The 15752-nt window shown below is 63.1% G+C and carries 16 protein-coding genes; 15 read left to right on the plus strand and 1 reads right to left on the minus strand.

All coding sequences use genetic code 11. The features are described from left to right. A partial coding sequence (locus QZ307_RS07845; RefSeq protein ID WP_295998254.1) for an amino acid--tRNA ligase-related protein occupies positions 1-375 on the plus strand: 375 nt, incomplete at its 5' end. Between the two features lie 68 nt (positions 376-443). On the opposite strand, the gene QZ307_RS07850 is transcribed toward QZ307_RS07845, so the two are convergent. Beyond that, a complete protein-coding gene (locus QZ307_RS07850; protein WP_295998257.1) occupies positions 444-1115 on the minus strand; it encodes a type II toxin-antitoxin system RelB/DinJ family antitoxin in 672 nt (223 codons plus the stop codon). 434 nt (positions 1116-1549) lie between these two features. On the opposite strand from QZ307_RS07850, the gene QZ307_RS07855 reads away from it, so the two are divergent. The 14 genes from QZ307_RS07855 to QZ307_RS07920 all read left to right on the plus strand — a co-directional run. After that, a complete protein-coding gene (locus tag QZ307_RS07855) occupies positions 1550-2098 on the plus strand; it encodes a 4Fe-4S dicluster domain-containing protein (protein WP_295998260.1) in 549 nt (182 codons plus the stop codon). Between the two features lie 18 nt (positions 2099-2116). Next, complete coding sequence (fdhF, locus tag QZ307_RS07860) at positions 2117-4303, plus strand: formate dehydrogenase subunit alpha (RefSeq protein WP_295998262.1); 2187 nt, start codon at positions 2117-2119, stop codon at positions 4301-4303. Positions 4304-4339: 36 nt separating this feature from the next. Continuing rightward, on the plus strand, positions 4340-4933 hold the full coding sequence (locus tag QZ307_RS07865; protein ID WP_295998265.1) for a 4Fe-4S dicluster domain-containing protein: 594 nt from the start codon (positions 4340-4342) through the stop codon (positions 4931-4933). Further along, a complete protein-coding gene (hyfB, locus tag QZ307_RS07870; RefSeq protein ID WP_295998267.1) occupies positions 4934-7018 on the plus strand; it encodes a hydrogenase 4 subunit B in 2085 nt (694 codons plus the stop codon). It abuts the gene before it with no gap. Between the two features lie 9 nt (positions 7019-7027). Then, positions 7028-7954 (plus strand): NADH-quinone oxidoreductase subunit H, encoded by a 927-nt coding sequence (locus tag QZ307_RS07875; RefSeq protein ID WP_295998270.1) that lies wholly within the window; start codon positions 7028-7030, stop codon positions 7952-7954. A 12-nt stretch (positions 7955-7966) separates the two neighbouring features. Continuing rightward, positions 7967-8623, plus strand: coding sequence for a hydrogenase 4 membrane subunit (hyfE, locus tag QZ307_RS07880; protein WP_295998273.1), 657 nt, complete (start codon positions 7967-7969; stop codon positions 8621-8623). Between the two features lie 3 nt (positions 8624-8626). Continuing rightward, positions 8627-10204 (plus strand): hydrogenase 4 subunit F, encoded by a 1578-nt coding sequence (locus QZ307_RS07885; RefSeq protein ID WP_295998276.1) that lies wholly within the window; start codon positions 8627-8629, stop codon positions 10202-10204. Beyond that, a complete protein-coding gene (locus QZ307_RS07890; RefSeq protein ID WP_295998279.1) occupies positions 10204-11943 on the plus strand; it encodes a hydrogenase large subunit in 1740 nt (579 codons plus the stop codon). Before QZ307_RS07885 ends, QZ307_RS07890 begins: the two co-directional genes overlap by 1 nt. 3 nt (positions 11944-11946) lie before the next feature. Continuing rightward, entirely contained in the window at positions 11947-12477 is a 531-nt protein-coding gene (locus tag QZ307_RS07895) for a formate hydrogenlyase complex iron-sulfur subunit (RefSeq protein ID WP_295998281.1), read from the plus strand. Continuing rightward, positions 12477-13259, plus strand: coding sequence for an NADH-quinone oxidoreductase subunit B family protein (locus QZ307_RS07900; RefSeq protein ID WP_295998284.1), 783 nt, complete (start codon positions 12477-12479; stop codon positions 13257-13259). The genes QZ307_RS07895 and QZ307_RS07900 overlap by 1 nt, the downstream gene beginning before the upstream one ends. Positions 13260-13264: 5 nt before the next feature. Then, complete coding sequence (locus QZ307_RS07905) at positions 13265-13798, plus strand: formate hydrogenlyase maturation HycH family protein (RefSeq protein ID WP_295998288.1); 534 nt, start codon at positions 13265-13267, stop codon at positions 13796-13798. Beyond that, entirely contained in the window at positions 13792-14304 is a 513-nt protein-coding gene (gene hycI / locus QZ307_RS07910; protein WP_295998290.1) for a hydrogenase maturation peptidase HycI, read from the plus strand. Before QZ307_RS07905 ends, hycI begins: the two co-directional genes overlap by 7 nt. Positions 14305-14322: 18 nt before the next feature. Further along, positions 14323-15153: a formate/nitrite transporter family protein gene (locus tag QZ307_RS07915; RefSeq protein ID WP_295998293.1), complete on the plus strand. Its 831-nt coding sequence runs from the start codon at positions 14323-14325 to the stop codon at positions 15151-15153. A 3-nt stretch (positions 15154-15156) separates the two neighbouring features. Further along, the coding region (locus tag QZ307_RS07920; RefSeq protein ID WP_295998296.1) for a formate dehydrogenase accessory sulfurtransferase FdhD at positions 15157-15752 on the plus strand (596 nt) is incomplete at its 3' end.

Below are 15752 nucleotides of genomic sequence, written 5' to 3' on the forward strand. Positions count from 1 at the left end.
AAGATCGAGAGCGATCCCTTGGCCTGCGGCAGCTACTCCTATGACCTGGTCATGGACGGCTTCGAGGTGGGTGGCGGCACCATCCGTATCCACAACGCCGAGGAGCAGCGCCGCATCCTGCGCGTGGTGGGCCTCACCGACGAGCAGATCGACGAGAAGTTCGGCCACCTCATCCGCGCCCTCGAGCTGGGCGCTCCGCCCCACGGCGGCATTGCCCTGGGCCTCGACCGCTTGGTCATGCTGCTGGCCGGCAAGGACTCCATCCGCGACGTCATCGCCTTCCCGAAGACCTCCAGCGCCTCCGACCCCATGACGGGCGCGCCCAGCGCCGTCACCGGCCGCCAGCTGAAGGAAGTAAGCCTGCGTATTCTGTAAGGGTTTACCGGCTTCCTCGCGAGTCTTGCTATCGATGATCCCCGTACTCTTTTGGGTGCGGGGATTTTTTATTTCACGAGACGCTTGAGGGCGGGGTTGAAGGTTTCTATGGCGTAGCCGGTCAGCACGTTGCGGGCGGCGGTGAGGCTGTCGGTGAAGCTAAGGCGATTGCCGGCGTAGAGCCGCGCGGCCAGGCGCACCGCGGCGCCGTCTTCGAGGGATACGTCGTCGGCCAGCAGCTCGATAACGGTGCCCAGCAACGATCGAGGTACGTGGTAGTTCTCTTCCAGAAGACGAGCCGTGCGGGCGATGGTTTCCGGGTAGGCCTGAGCCGTGCCGGAGGCAACAATGCGGTAAGCCTTGGCCGAAGCGCGGGTATCGTCGTCAAGCAGGTAGTGCAATAGGACTGTTTCGTCCACGATGACGGGCGAACAGCTCGAGGAGCCGTCTGCGAACGACGAGATTCGCGGACGGCGGCTTCCCTGCTCCTTGATCCAGGCGGCACGTTCGTCGCCGGAAAGATGTGGGTTGGCGTAATGGCGCAGCTTGCCGAAGGACGAGGTTTCGCCTTCGCTTTTGCTGAGGTGGGGCGTAAAGGGGAGTCGACGCTCGTTGACGCTTTGGGCGATGAAGAGGCGAACGGCCTCGGACACGGAGAGACCGAGGGAGGAAAACAGGTGCTCCGCAGTCTCTTTCAAGGTTTCGTCGATACGAATTTGCAAGGTCGCTTGCTTGCTCATGGGGCCTCCTCGAAAATTTTTTTCAGGGGGAACAGGGGGCGATTATTGGGCTAAAAAGACGATTATGCTAGCTAGTTAAAAAAGAAATGCCTGGTAAATAAAAAACAATGTAGTGCAATTGTAATACATTTAAGAAATTGCTTGAAGTGATTGTTTTATGTTTCGAGTTCGAGAAACCGTAAAAATCACTCTTTACGAACCGAAACGCAGAGCGTATAACGGCCGTGACATCTTCGAAAGGCACTGGCTGCCGCCTTCTTTGTATCTTCCACGTATTTTTAGGCTTACCGCAGGGGTTCTGCGTGCTGATAGGGGGTCTGCCTACGTGGCGGCGTTTCCGGGACGTCGGCCGCTGTTGGGCGCGCACCGGGCGAGGTCCCGACGGTAAGGGAGGCCGTAAGGCCGAAACCGAGGAGAGTTTGTAGGAGGATTACATGGGCTCTAAATTTGTCATTGCCGACCCTGGTCTGTGCATTGGTTGCCAGACCTGCATGGCGGGCTGCTTGCTCAAGCACAGCGTGCCCGGGGATGTTCCGAAACCGCGTTTGAATCTTGTTACCACCTTGACCATCTCGGCGCCTATCGTGTGCCACCACTGCGCCGATGCCCCCTGCGTCGCCTCGTGCCCCGAAGGCGCCCTGTACTTTGACGGAGGTCGCGTGGCAGTGAAGCAGGAGCGCTGCATTGGTTGTCGTAGCTGCGTGTTGGCCTGCCCCTACGGCGCTGTCGAAGTGGTGCCCCAGGAGAGCGCCGCCTCGTTGGGCAACTTGACACTGGAGGGCGCGCCGAAGGCGTCGCTCGTCAAGTGCGACCTGTGCTACGACCGCGACGGAGGCCCGGCCTGCGTGGAGGCCTGCCCCACGGGCGGTCTGATGGTGGTCGATGAGGAGGAGCTGGCCGACCGTCAGCGCAAGCGCCGCATGAAGGCTGCCGTGGCCTCGGGCGCATTCTCCAGTGTGCCGCTCAACATGGATTTGAACTAGGGAAGAGAGGAACAGACTATGGAAAAGCACATGGCCGTCTGCCCGTACTGCGGTGCCGGTTGCAAGCTCAATCTCATCGTGGACGACGGCATGGTCATCGGCGCCGAGGGTATCGACGGTGTGACCAATGAAGGCGAGCTGTGCCTGAAGGGCCTGTCGGGCTTCGACTTCATCAACGATACGAAGATCCTAACCCCGCGTATCCTGCATCCCATGATCCGTCGCGAGAAGGGCGGCGAGTTGGAGCGCGTGACCTGGGACGAGGCCCTGGACTTCACGGCGAAGAAGCTGACCGCCATTAAGGAGAAGTACGGCCCCGATGCCATTATGCTCACCGGCTCCTCTCGCGGCCCGGGCAACGAGGCCAACTACGTCATGCAGAAGTTCACCCGCGCCTGCGTGGGCACGAACAACATCGACAACTGCGCCCGCACCTGCCACGGCCCCAGCGTTATCGGCCTTATGGACACGGTGGGTTCCGGCGCCATGTCGGTTTCCGTCCCCAACATGGAGAACGCCGACCTCATCATGCTGTTCGGCTACAATCCCTCCGCCTCGCACCCCATTGTGGCGCGTCGCATTGTGAAGGCGAAGGAGAAGGGCGCGAAGATCATCGTAGTGGATCCGCGATCCATCGAGACCGCTCGTATCGCCGATCTGTATATCCAGATCAAGAACGGCTGCAACCTGGCCTTCATGAACGCCTTCGCCAACGTGATCGTGTCCGAGAACATGCACGACCGTGCCTTCATCGATGCCCACACCACGGGCTTCGACGAGTGGTGGGAGACCATCAAGAACTACACGCCTGAGTCGGTGGCCGACATCTGCGGCTGCGATCCGGAGGATATTCGCAAGGCGGCCCGCATGTACGCCACTTCTCCCAACTCCATCATTGGCTGGGGCATGGGCGTGACTCAGCAGCGCCAGGGCGTAAAAGTGGTGCACACCATTGCCGCCATCGCCTGCATCAGTAACCAGATCGGCCGTGACAACGCGGGTCTGGCCCCAGTGCGCGGCCAGAACAACGTGCAGGGCTCCTGCGACATGGGCATGTGGCCGAGCCTGCTTCCCGGCTATCAGAAGGTGGAGAACCCCGAGGCCCGCGCCAAGTTCGAAAAGGCCTGGGGCCTGCCTGAGGGCAAGCTGCCCGCCGAGCCCGGCTTCAAGCTGACCGATCTGCCCCATGGCGTGAAGGAGGGCAAGATCAAGGCCTTCTACAACTTCGGCGAGGATCCGCTGCAGACCGAGCCGGATTCCGCTGACATGAAGGAGACCCTGGAGAATCTGGAACTGCTCATCAGCCAGGACATCTTCATGACTCAGACCACCGCTCTGGCCGACGTGGTGTTCCCCGGCACCTCCTGGGGCGAGCACGACGGTGTGTTCTCTGCCTCTGACCGCACCTTCCAGCGCTTCACCGCCGCGGTGCCGCCGAAGGGCGAGTGCAAGCACGATTGGCAGATCTTCAGCGAGCTGTCCACCCGCATGGGCTATCCCATGCACTACGAGGACACCAAGGAAATTTGGGACGAGATGCGCTCGCTGTGCCCGAACTTCTATGGCGCCACCTACGAGAAGATGGAGGGCACGGGCCACGCCCAGTGGCCCATCCCAACGCTGGAATGCCCCGGCACGCCGACGCTGTATCAGAACGGCCAGTTCAACACCGCTGACAAGAAGGCGATCCTCATGGCCCACGATTTCGTGGAGCCCACGGAACTGCCCGACGACGCCTATCCGCTGGTGCTGTGCACCGTGCGCGAGGTGGGCCACTATTCCTGCCGCTCTATGACCGGCAACTGCAAGGTGCTCTCGATGCTGGCCGATGAGCCGGGCTACGTGCACCTCAATCCTGCCGATGCCCAGGCGCGCAACATTCGCGACGAGGATCTGGTGTGGGTGAGCTCGCGCCGCGGCAAGGTGATCACCCGCGCTTGTCTGGATGAGCGCATCAACAAGGGCGCGGTGTACATGACCTACCAGTGGTGGATCGGCAAGTGCAACGATCTGACCATGCACGTGACCGACCCGCTGTCCGGCACGCCGGAGGACAAGTACTCCGCCTGCGAGGTGCATTCCATCGACGACCAGGTATGGGCTGAGCGCCATATGCAGTCGCTGTACACCTCGCTGAAGGAGCGCCTGGCCAACGAAGCGGCGCCCCAGAACGTCGCCCCCGCTAGTGAGGTCGCGGCGGTCTAAGCTTCCTATTCCGGTATCGATTCCGAAAGGATCAAGATGAATACCTTCATCGCCATAGAGCCGGAGAGATGTATCGGATGCGGAACGTGTCTTGCCGCCTGCAGCCACGGCCATCGGATGGCCGGGCTGCAGGCGGAGCCCCGTCTGGCCATGGCCTTCACCCCCGAGGTGACGGCGGCCGTTACCTGCCACCAGTGCGAGGGCGCCCCCTGCTTGGCCGTGTGCCCGGTGGATGCCATCACGCGCACCGACGAGGCCATCATCGTGAACGAGCAGACGTGCATCGGCTGCAAAATGTGCGCGATTGTGTGCCCCTTCGGCGCCATCCATCCCTCGGGCACCTCTACGGCGGGCGTGGCAGGCACGTCCTATCCAACGCCGATCCAGCCGCGGGGCACCTCGCCTCTGCTGGCCTGGGACATCGGCGTGTACACCTGCGCTGTCAAGTGCGATCTGTGCTCAACTTATGACCCCGAAGGGGGTCCTCACTGCGTAGCGGCCTGTCCGACCGATGCGCTGTACGTACGCGATGCCACCACCTTGACGGGCATTCGCAAGGACAAGATGCAGGCGGCAGTGGCGGCCAATCAGATCATGATGGGCCGCTCGACAAATCTAGGGAGGTCCTAAATGCTAGAACTTATTCTGCTCTCGCTGGGGCTTTCCTGCGCGACGGGCGTGCTGTCGCTGATCTGCAGCAAGGCCCACGCAGCGACCAAGACGCTGGCCTGCGTGGGCGGCATGGCCTCGGCGGCCCTCAGTTTCGCCGGCGGCGTCAGCGCGCTGTTCATGCCGGCGGTGTATGCCAGCTGGGCGGGGCCGATGCCGTTTACGAACTTCACGCTTCTGCTCAACCCGCTGGCAGGCCTGCTCATTGCCGTCATTGCGGCACTGGCCTTCGCAGCGTGGCTCTACGGCCTGTCGTACTTCGACGAATACTACGACAAGGGTATCGGCGTGATCGGGCTCTTCATGAACCTGTTCATTGCCTCTATGAACCTGGTCATTCTGGCCGACAACGCGTTCTGGTTCCTCGTGTTCTTCGAGCTGATGTCGCTGACTTCCTACGTACTGGTCATCATCGATCAGACCGAGAAGTCGCTGCGCGGCGGCTTTTTGTACCTCATCATGGCCCATATCGGTTTTCTGATGATCGCCATCTCGTTCTTCGTTATGGCCAGCGCCGCCGGCTCCCTGGAGTTCCAGGCATTCCGCACCACGGCCTTTGCGCCGGGTCTGGCTACGGTGGCGTTCGTGCTGGCCTTCTTCGGCTTCGGCGCGAAGGCCGGCATGGTGCCCTTTCATTCCTGGCTGCCCCAGGCCCATCCGGCCGCGCCTTCCAATGTGAGTGCGCTCATGTCCGGTGGCATGATCAAGATCGGCATCTTCGGCATTTGCAAGGTATGCTTCGACTTGCTGGGCGTAACCGGCGGTGAGGTAAGCTGGGGTGTGCTGGTGGTAGTCATCGGCGCGGTGTCGTCGGTGATGGGCGTGGTGTACGCCCTGGGCGAGCACGATCTGAAGAGTCTGTTGGCCTACCACTCGGTAGAGAATATCGGCATTATCTTGCTGGGCGTGGGCACGGGTATCGTGGGCTGGGCCGCCGGGCTGCCGTGGCTGGCCGCCATCGGCTTGCTGGCCGGCTTGTACCACGTGGTGAACCACGCCATGTTCAAGGGCCTGCTGTTCTTGGGCGCCGGCAGCGTGCTGCATGCCACGGGCACGCGCAACATGGAGGTGCTGGGTGGCTTGGCGCGGCTCATGCCCTGGACGGCCGTATGCTTCCTGGTGGGGTCACTGGCTATTTCTGCCATTCCGCCGCTCAACGGCTTCGTGTCCGAGTGGTTCACCTATCAGGGCCTGATCGGTGCGGCCATGGAGGGCGACATCTTCCTGCGTATCGTGTTCGCGTTCGCCGTGGTGGCCCTGGCCATTACCGGCGCGCTGGCGGTTACCTGCTTCGTGAAGGCCTTCGGCGTCACGTTCTTGGCTCGTCCGCGTTCAAGGGCGGCCGAGCAGGCTCGCGAAGTGCCCATGCCCATGCGCGCGGCCATGGTCATTCTGACGGTGGTATGCGTGGCCCTGGGTCTGGGCGCGGCGTGGGTGGCCCCGGTTATCGAGGGCGTTGCCGCCTCGATGCTGGTCGCGCCGGCCATGCCGGTGGCCGACGGGGCGACGCTCGTATCGCTCGATACGGTGTCGGTGGTGTCCCCGCTGGTGATGGCCGTGCTTATGGCAGCGGTCATCGGGCTATGCGCACTGGTACGCAACGGTGCCAACCGTCGTGCCGGCATGAAGGAGGATCCGGCTACGTGGGCCTGCGGTTATCAGGCCGACGTAAGCATGGAGACGCTGGCCTCGACGGTGGGTGCCAATGTTAAGAATTTCATGGGCCCGCTCTATCGTCTGCGCTACGGGGTGAACCGCCTGGGGCAGATGGTGGCCCGCTTCGTGGGCAACGCCCTGGCGCCCCAAGGCGAAGCCGCGGTTTCCAAGCCGCACTCCGAAGCGGTCTCGCGCTTCGATCGCGATCGCACGAAGGGCATCGCTCCGGCCTCGTCCAAGGCGCCGGCCCTGTCCGAGTCGGTGCTGGCCCTGGTGGCCGATATCGGCACCTGGTTCGGGCGGTTGGAGAGCGGCGATTTCCGCACCTACATCGTCTACATTGTCGGCGCGCTCGTGTTCTTCCTGGCGCTTATTATTCTCATTCGATAGGAGGATGCCATGTCTTTTGTTATCGCATTGCTGCAGGCTGTCCTTCTGGTTGCTTTGGCGCCGTTGATCTCGGGTATCGCCCGAACCATTCGGGCTAAGATGCACGCCCGCAAAGGCCCCGGCATTTTGCAGGACTACTACGACCTGGCGAAGCTGTGGAAGCGCTGCGAGGTGCGCGAAGGGGGAAGCGGGCTGGTGTCGCGCTTGATGCCACCGGTATTTTTGGGCTCGTTCATTCTGGTTGCTGCCGGCTTGCCGCTGGTTACGCTGGTCTGCCCGGTGCCGCTGCTGGGCGACATCATTACCATTCTGTACCTGATGGCCCTGCCGCGCTTTATGTTCAGCTTGGCGTCCATCGATTCGGCCGGGTCCTACACGGCCATCGGCGGTGTACGCGAGTTGCTGGTGGGCGTGCTCGTTGAGCCGTCGCTCATCCTCGTGCTGTTCGTGATGGCCCTGGCGGCCGGGTCGACCAATGTGGGCCTGATGGCTAGCGCCGTGGCTACGCTGACGGCCTATCCCCTGGTGGCTGTGGTGGTGGCGGGCGTGGCCTGCGCCATGGCCTGCTACATCGAGATGGGCAAGCTCCCCTTCGATTTGGCCGAGGCCGAGCAGGAGATTCAGGAAGGCCCGCTGGCCGCCTACTCCGGGCCGTCGCTGGCTATGCTGAAGCTGGGCGTCTCAGTCAAGCAGTTGGTGGTGGCCAGCTTATTCGTGGCCATTTTCCTGCCCTTCGGTGCGGCGTCCACGCTGGCTCCGTTGGATGTGCTGTTCGGTTTCGTCGCCTACGTGGTGAAGGTGCTGGCAGTGTTCCTGGTGACCTCGGTCATTGAGAACTCCGTGATGCGCGTGCGTTATAAGCTGCTGGGCCGCTACACCTGGTTCGTCGTGGGAATTGCCTCGCTTTCCCTCGTGTTCCTCGTCATCGGAATTTAGGAGGGGACGCGTATGTTCGATTACTCTCTGGTAAACGTGCTGGGAGCGTGCCTGATCATCACCTCGATGACGGTGGTGCTGGCCCGCACCGGCAAGGCGGCGGCGTGTCTGTACTCGCTGCAGTCGCTGGTGCTGGTGGGCGTGCTGCTGTCGCTGGGCGCTGTCACGGGATCGGCCGAGCTCTTCACGTGGGGCGCGACGGCCTTCGCCACCAAGGTTATCCTCGTGCCGGCTATTTTGCTGTTCACCTTGAAGAAGCTGGGCGGCGATGCCAAGGTGGATTTGCCGCCGAAGCTGAACCCCATGAAGTCGGTGGCCCTGGTAGCCGTCGAAGTGTTCGTGTGCTTCGTGGCGGTGTCGGGCATCGATCTGCCCACGGCCGCTGCGGTGAAGCCCACGCTGGCCGTGTCCTTGGCCCACTTCTTCATCGGCCTTACCTGCATCGTCATCCAGCGCTCCATCTTCAAGCAGATCTTCGGGTACTGCCTGATGGAGAACGGCTCTCACGTGACGCTGGCGCTCCTGGCCCCGCAGGCTCCCGAGCTGGTGGAGATCGGCGTGGCCACAGATGCCATTTTCGCGGTGATCATTCTGGCCGTGCTCGTGTGGCGCATGGCGCACTACGCGCACACCCTTGATGCCGACGACCTTTGCGAGCTGAAGGGATAAGCCATGGATTATTCAATGTTGCTTCTTATACTTCTCGGGTGCCCGGTGGCAGCGGCCCTGCTGATGGCCGTGCTGCCCAGCAAGACGGTGCCGCGGGCCGTGTACGAGGTCATTCACCTGGTCTCTCTGGCCGGGGTGGCCGTGGCGGGTCTGTCGCTGGTCGTGGCGGTGTTTTCCGGCAGCGATATTTTCTCGGTGGGCGAATGGTTCCATCTCGATGGCCTGAGCGCGCTGTTCCTGGCCCTGATTGCTGTTATCGCGCCGTGCACGGGGTTGTACTCGCTGCCCTATGTGGCCCATGATGTGGCCGACGGCAAGCTGGGGCCCTCGCAGGTCAAGCAGTACTACGTGTTCTTCAGCCTGTTCGTGTTCTCGATGATCCTGGCGGTTACCTCGAACAACATCATTATGATGTGGGTATCGGTCGAGGCCACTACCTTGTCCACGGTGTTTTTGGTGGGCGTGTATCGCACCAAGCTGGCCCTGGAGGCTGCCTGGAAGTACGTGATCGTGTGCACGGCCGGCGTGGCCTTCGGCCTGTTCGGCACGCTGCTGGTGTACGCGAACGCCGCCGACATCATGGCCGATCCCCATCAGGCGGTGTTCTGGACGGCCATTCTGCCGAACGCGCCGCTGATGGACCACTCTCTCATGATGATAGCGTTCGTGTTCGCCGCGATCGGCTTCGGCACCAAGGCGGGCCTGTTCCCCATGCACACGTGGCTGCCCGACGCCCACTCCGAGGCGCCGAGCCCGGTATCGGGTCTGCTGTCCGGCGTGCTGCTGAAGTGCGCGATCCTCATTGTGCTGCGATTCTATATTCTGGCCGCGGCCAACGTAGGCGATTCGTTCCCCCAAACTATCATGATGATCCTCGGCGTGCTGTCGGTGGGCTATGCGGCCTTCGAGGTGTACAAGCAGAACGACCTCAAGCGCAAGTTGGCCTACAGCTCGTGCGAGAACGTGGGCCTCATCGCCGTGTGCTTCGGCATCGGCGGCCCGCTCGGCATCATTGCGGGGCTTGTGCACTGCGTGGCCCATGGCCTGACCAAGGCCTTCATGTTCTGCCTGTCCGGCAATGTGATGATGAAGTACCACACCCGTGACCTTTCGAAGATCAAGGGCATCGTGTCGGTGGCCCCCGTTACGGGCGTGCTGTTCATCCTCGGGTGCCTGGCCCTGGCCGGCTTCCCGCCCTTCGCCATGTTCGTGAGCGAGATGTTCATGATCCTTGCTGGCGTGGCGGCCCGGTGCTGGTGGGCGGTGGCGTTGGTGCTGGTCGCGCTCGTGGTGGTCATTATGGCGCTCGTGCACATGATCACCGGATCGGCTTTGGGCCGGGCGCCCGAGGGCGTGAAGCGCGGCGACGTGTCGCCGCTGGCCCTGGTGCCCGAGGTGGTGCTGCTGGCGCTCGTGGTGCTGCTCGGCGTAGCGCTGCCCGGGCCCTTGGCGGGCTCTATCGAGGAAGCCAGCGCCATCGTGTTGAATTATGAGTCCGAGAACCCCGTCAACGGCAGCTTGTTCGACGAGGCGATGGCGGCGCTGGCCGTTCAGGAAGAGGTCGAGGAGGTGGTCGAGTAATGACCGCGAAAAAGAATACGGCGCTGCGCCGCTGCGAGAGCCATGTGCAGGCCGTGCGGGACACCTTCCCAGGCTCGGTGCTCGATGCCGCATGGCAGGCCGAGGACCAAGTGACCATTACCGTTCCCACCGATATGCTTCCCGACGTGGTGGAGTTCCTTTACTACGGGCGGGGCGGCTGGCTGCCTAACATGGTGGCCAACGACGAGCGCCCCCTCAAAGGCTGCTACGCGCTGTACTATCTGCTGTCCATGGAGGAGGACGATCCCGGCTTCGTCACCGTGCGCGTCGAAATCGACCCGCATTCCATGGAATACCCCTCGGTGACGCCTCGAGTGCCTGCCTGCGTGTGGTCCGAGCGAGAGGCCTTCGACATGTTCGGCCTGCGTGCCGTGGGCCTGCCCGACGAGCGGCGCCTGGTGCTGCCTGATGATTGGCCGGCGAATCTGTACCCCTTGCGGAAGGACTCGATGGACTACCGCAAGCGCCCGGCGCCGGCGTGCGATGTGGAGAACTACTCGTTCCTCTACGAGGGCAACGCCGAGGAGACCACCCAGGTGCCCATGGGGCCTTTGCACATCACCTCCGACGAGCCGGGCCATTTCCGCCTGTTCGTGGAGGGCGAGGAGATCATCGATGCCGACTACCGGCTGTTCTACGTGCACCGCGGCATGGAGAAGGTGGCCGAGAGCCGTTTGGACTACGACGCCGTCACGTTTCTGGCCGACCGCATCTGCGGCATTTGCGGCAACGCCCATTCTGTGGCCTACGCCGAAGCCGTGGAGCACGCCCAGGGCATCGAAGTGCCGGTTCGCGCCCAGTACATCCGAGCTATCTTGCTCGAGGTGGAGCGCTTGCACTCGCATTTGCTGAACCTGGGTCTCGTGTGCCACTACTGCGGCTTCGACACGGGCTTCCAGCACTTCTTCCGCGTGCGCGAGAAGACCATGGATCTGGCGGTGCTCCTCACTGGCGCCCGCAAGACCTACGGCCTGAACCTCATCGGCGGCGTGCGCCGCGATATCTTGGACGAGCAGAAGATGGCCACCGTCAAGTACGTGCGCGAGCTGCGCAACGAGGTCGAGGCCTTGGTGGACATGCTCGTTTCGACGGCGAACTTCGAGAGCCGCACTGCCGGCGTCGGGCGTCTTGACCCGTCGGTGGCCCGCGACTACAGCCCCGTGGGCCCGTGCGTGCGCGGCAGCGGCATTGCCCGCGATGTGCGTTTCGACCACCCCTTCGACGGCTACAAGTACCTGACCGGCCTTACGGCCCGCAGCCATGACGGCTGCGATGTGCAGAGCCGCACCCTCGTGCGCGTCGAAGAGTTCATGGATTCGCTGACCATGATCGAGCAGATGCTCGATGGCGCTCCCGGGGGGCCCATTCGCACGGAAGACTGGCAGTACACGCCGCACAAGTACGCGCTCGGCTACACCGAGGCGCCGCGCGGCGAGGACATGCACTGGGCCATGGTGGGCGACAACCAGAAGTGCTACCGCTGGCGCGCCAAGGCGGCCACGTATTCGAACTGGCCGATCCTGCGCTATATGTTCCGCGGCAACACGGTGGCCGACGCGGCCATCATCGTGGGCTCCATGGATCCGTGCTATTCCTGCACCGATCGCGTGACCGTGGTGGATGTCAAAAAGAAGGCCGAGACGGTCCTGACCAAGGATCAGCTGGAGGGCTACTGCCGCCGCCGCACCCATTCGCCGCTTTCCGGAAAGGGGTGGTAGGCCATGTTGAAGCTGTTCAGGGAAATCGGCCGTGCGGGCGATGCCACCATCGGCTATCCGTTCGCGCCCTACGAGATGCCCGAGGGTTTCCGCGGCAAGCCGGAGCACAACGAGAAGCTGTGCATCGCCTGCGGCGCCTGCGCCATCGCCTGCCCGGCCAACGCCATCACCATGGAGCTCGATGCCGACCAGTCGCATCTGACGTGGGATATCAGCTACGGTCGCTGTATCTTCTGCGGTCGGTGCCAGGAGGTGTGCCCGCTGTTCGCCATTGAGCTAACTCGCGAGTTCGAGCTGGCAGTGAAGTGCAAGGACGACCTGCGGGAATCGTGCTCCTACGAGGTGGCGCGCTGTGCTCGCTGCGGCAAGCCCTATGCCGTGGCCAAGGAAGTCGACTACGCCCGGCGCGTTCTGGCACGGGTGGGTGGCGCGGCGGCGGCCGATATCGAGAAAGTAGATCTCTGCCTGGACTGTCGTCGCACCGATGATGCCCGGGCGTTTCAGAAGCAGCCTCGCGAAGGGGGGTGCGCATAATGTTCGATCATGAGGTGCCGTCGGCACTACAGTGGAAACCCGACCCGATTGTGCTGGATGCGAAGGTGGCCGAGGCCAAGCAAAAGCTGCTTCAGTCAATCAAGCGTTCGGTGTACGTGTACCGCATTGACTGCGGCGGCTGCAACGGCTGCGAGATAGAAATCTTCTCCACCATCACGGCGGTATTCGACGCCGAGCGCTTCGGTATCAAGGTGGTGCCCTCGCCCCGCCATGCCGACGTGCTGCTGTATACCGGCGCTATGACCAGGGCCATGCGCGAGCCGGCTCTACGAGCCTACCACGCCGCCCCCGACCCGAAGATCGTCATGTCTTACGGCGCATGCGGCTGCACGGGCGGTATCTTCCACGATAACTACTGCGTGTGGGGCGGTACTGATCCTATTTTGCCGGTGGACGTGTACGTGCCGGGGTGCCCGCCTTCGCCCCAGGCCACCATCTACGGCTTCGCCTTGACGCTGGGGTTGCTCGACCAGAAGCTGCATGCGATCCATCATGCGGCTCCGGCCGACGAGCAGGCACCCTTGGCGTTTCCCGCCATTCCCTACAAGGTGCGCACGGCCTTCGAGCACGAGGCGCGGTTGATGAGCGGCTACTACTACGGCAAGCAAATCGTAGACGAGTTTATGATGGCCCTTGTCAAAGATAAAGAGGATGCTCTGGGAGCTGCCGATCGTCTGATAGCGGCCGAAACTGACACGCGAAAGCGAGCTGTGTTCATGGATTTGAAGGCTCTGCTCATGAGCAAGATCGTGGAGGAGTAACAGCGATGGCGCGGCAGGAGACGACTCGTCCGGGGGTGGCACGAGAGGCGGCGCGGCACACCACCGACGGCCGCACGGCCCAGGAAGTGGTGTTCTACCGCCTGGGTCAGAAGTTCGTGGATAACGAGCGCTCTATTCCCGAGGAGGTGCAGTCGGTGCTGTACTACACGCTCGCCATCGGGCACCATACCGGCGTCATCGACTGCCTCAAGCCGCGCCTGGCCACCTCGCGCGAGGTCTTCGCCGATGTGCTGGGCCTTCTGGGGCCGGGCGATGCCTATGAGAAACTGGCCGGCATCGAGCGCTTCGGCGAGATCGAGCTGAAGCGGGAGCACGTGGGCGCCGTGAAGCCCGGCGTGCTGGCGACTCTCGAGCAGCTGGGCATGTCGGCGGCCGACGAGGCCTCGGCGGGGGAGGGCGTCGCGGGTGCCGTCACGGCCGCCGACGCTCCCAGCTGGCTTGCGGAGTTCCTGCGCCTTCTGGAGGAGATCCAGTGCGAGCCGGCCGTCTACGCCATGGGAAGGAGGGTCACATGCTAGAGCGAAGCGCGGCAGACATCTTGGCTGCGGCCGAGGAGTCCGAGCGCGGCGGCTGCGTTGTCTTCTGCGTTGGAAGCGTGTTGCGGGGCGACGATGCGGCAGGCCCGCTTTTGGCCAAGAAGCTGGAAGATCACCCGATCGAGGGCTGGTCGGCGGTGGACGGAGGCCAGACTCCTGAAAACGAGCTCGGGTACCTGCGCCGCCTCGCTCCGCGACGGTTGCTTCTGGTGGACGCGGCGGCCATGGGCCTTGAGCCCGGCGCCATCCGGCGCCTCGGCGGCGAGCACGTAGCCACTCAATCCCTCATAACCACCCACACGCTGCCCATCACCTACCTGCTCTCCGAGCTGGAGGCGATGTGCGACGACGTCACCTTCCTCGGCATCCAGCCGGCGGCCACCGAGTTCTTCGGGCCGGTGCATCCGCAGGTTCTGGAGGCTGTGGACCATCTTTACCAAACCCTGGTCGACGGGGCCGATTTTTCGGGCTACCCCTTCGTCGGCTAACCAGAAAGGAATGATTCGATGTCTATTGTGAAAGAAGATTTGGCGGCCATCAGCCCCGACGCGCTGGCGCCGGCGGCCACCGAGGCCAAAGCCGAGAACGTGGGCGTGACCAAGGCGTCTATGCCCGGCGTCAAGTGTTTCGTATCCGCCATGCTGGCCGGTGCCTTCATCGCCTTCGGCGGCATGTACTTCTGCACGTTTTTGGGCGATCCTACGATGCCCTTCGCCGCCCAGCGCATGGTGGGTGGCATCTGCTTCTGCCTGGGGCTGGCCCTGGTGCTGTGCTGCGGAGCCGAGCTGTTTACGGGCAACGTGCTTCTGATCTGCGCCAAGGCCTCGGGCAAGATTTCCTGGGGCGGTGTGCTGCGCAACTGGGGTATCGTCTGGCTCGGCAACTTGGCCGGATCGCTTCTGGCCCTGTTCATCATCTATATGACGAACTTGCAGGGCATGAACGGGGGCGCTGTGGGCGAGGCCTTCGTGTCGGTGGCGGCGGCCAAGGTGGCCCTCGATCCGGCGACGCTGTTCTTCAAGGGGATCATGTGCAACATCCTCGTGTGCCTGGCCGTGTGGATTGGCTTTGCCGGCAAGACGGTGGCCGACAAGGTGCTCGGCATTCTGCTTCCCATCTCCGCTTTCGTCGCTTGCGGCTTCGAGCACTGCGTGGCCAACATGTTCTTCCTGCCCATGGGCCTGGTGCTGAATCTGGGCGGCTTCGGAGCTGCCGGCGCCATCACGGTCGGCGGCATCGTCTACAACTTGGTTCTGGCCACGGCGGGCAATATCGTCGGCGGCCTTCTGGTCGGCCTGGCCTACTGGTTCATCTATCGCAAGAAGCAGGAGAAGTAACCGATGAACGTCGTCGACCGCTATCGGGAAGAAGAGGCGGCCAGGCCCTGCAATGGTCGGCTGCTCGCCGCCGACGGATCGTCGGAGGCGGTCGAGCGCGCCGTGCTGGTAGAGCATGCCATGGAGGTCATCGTGAACACGGTGCCCACCCTGCGCGTCGTGTGCACCCCCGATCATCTGGTCGACTTGGTGGTTGGCCGCCTGTTCACCGAGGGTATCATCGACGGCGTGGAGGATATTGAGGACGTGTACCTGTGCGAGCAGGGAACCCGGGCCTCGGTGCTGCTGTCCTGCGCCCGGGGCGATTTCTCGCGCCGCGGCGTGGAGACGGTGCCCTCCTGCTGCACGGGGAACCGCGTCTACAATGCATACTTCACCTCCGATGAGCCCCTGCATCCGGTGACACCCATTCCCTGGAAGGGAGAATGGGTGTTCAGCGCGGCTCGGGCCTTCGCCGAAGACGCCCCGCTCCACCGGGCCACAACGGGTACCCACAGCTGCTATCTGATCCTGGGCGGGGCCATTGTCTGCTGCTGCGAGGATCTGGGCCGCCACAACGCCTTCGACAAGGTGGTGGGCGTGGCTTTGCGCGAGGGCAT

It is taken from the genome of uncultured Adlercreutzia sp., from assembly GCA_910585575.1.
In the GTDB taxonomy this organism is placed as follows: domain Bacteria; phylum Actinomycetota; class Coriobacteriia; order Coriobacteriales; family Eggerthellaceae; genus Adlercreutzia.

Excerpts from the sequence above, each read along its gene's own strand:
- QZ307_RS07850 (WP_295998257.1), bottom strand. The coding sequence starts at position 1,115 with ATGAGCAAGCAAGCGACCTTGCAAATTCGTATCGACGAAACCTTGAAA.
- QZ307_RS07855 (WP_295998260.1), top strand. The coding sequence starts at position 1,550 with ATGGGCTCTAAATTTGTCATTGCCGACCCTGGTCTGTGCATTGGTTGC.
- fdhF (WP_295998262.1), top strand. The coding sequence starts at position 2,117 with ATGGAAAAGCACATGGCCGTCTGCCCGTACTGCGGTGCCGGTTGCAAG.
- QZ307_RS07865 (WP_295998265.1), top strand. The coding sequence starts at position 4,340 with ATGAATACCTTCATCGCCATAGAGCCGGAGAGATGTATCGGATGCGGA.
- hyfB (WP_295998267.1), top strand. The coding sequence starts at position 4,934 with ATGCTAGAACTTATTCTGCTCTCGCTGGGGCTTTCCTGCGCGACGGGC.
- QZ307_RS07875 (WP_295998270.1), top strand. The coding sequence starts at position 7,028 with ATGTCTTTTGTTATCGCATTGCTGCAGGCTGTCCTTCTGGTTGCTTTG.
- hyfE (WP_295998273.1), top strand. The coding sequence starts at position 7,967 with ATGTTCGATTACTCTCTGGTAAACGTGCTGGGAGCGTGCCTGATCATC.
- QZ307_RS07885 (WP_295998276.1), top strand. The coding sequence starts at position 8,627 with ATGGATTATTCAATGTTGCTTCTTATACTTCTCGGGTGCCCGGTGGCA.
- QZ307_RS07890 (WP_295998279.1), top strand. The coding sequence starts at position 10,204 with ATGACCGCGAAAAAGAATACGGCGCTGCGCCGCTGCGAGAGCCATGTG.
- QZ307_RS07895 (WP_295998281.1), top strand. The coding sequence starts at position 11,947 with ATGTTGAAGCTGTTCAGGGAAATCGGCCGTGCGGGCGATGCCACCATC.
- QZ307_RS07900 (WP_295998284.1), top strand. The coding sequence starts at position 12,477 with ATGTTCGATCATGAGGTGCCGTCGGCACTACAGTGGAAACCCGACCCG.
- QZ307_RS07905 (WP_295998288.1), top strand. The coding sequence starts at position 13,265 with ATGGCGCGGCAGGAGACGACTCGTCCGGGGGTGGCACGAGAGGCGGCG.
- hycI (WP_295998290.1), top strand. The coding sequence starts at position 13,792 with ATGCTAGAGCGAAGCGCGGCAGACATCTTGGCTGCGGCCGAGGAGTCC.
- QZ307_RS07915 (WP_295998293.1), top strand. The coding sequence starts at position 14,323 with ATGTCTATTGTGAAAGAAGATTTGGCGGCCATCAGCCCCGACGCGCTG.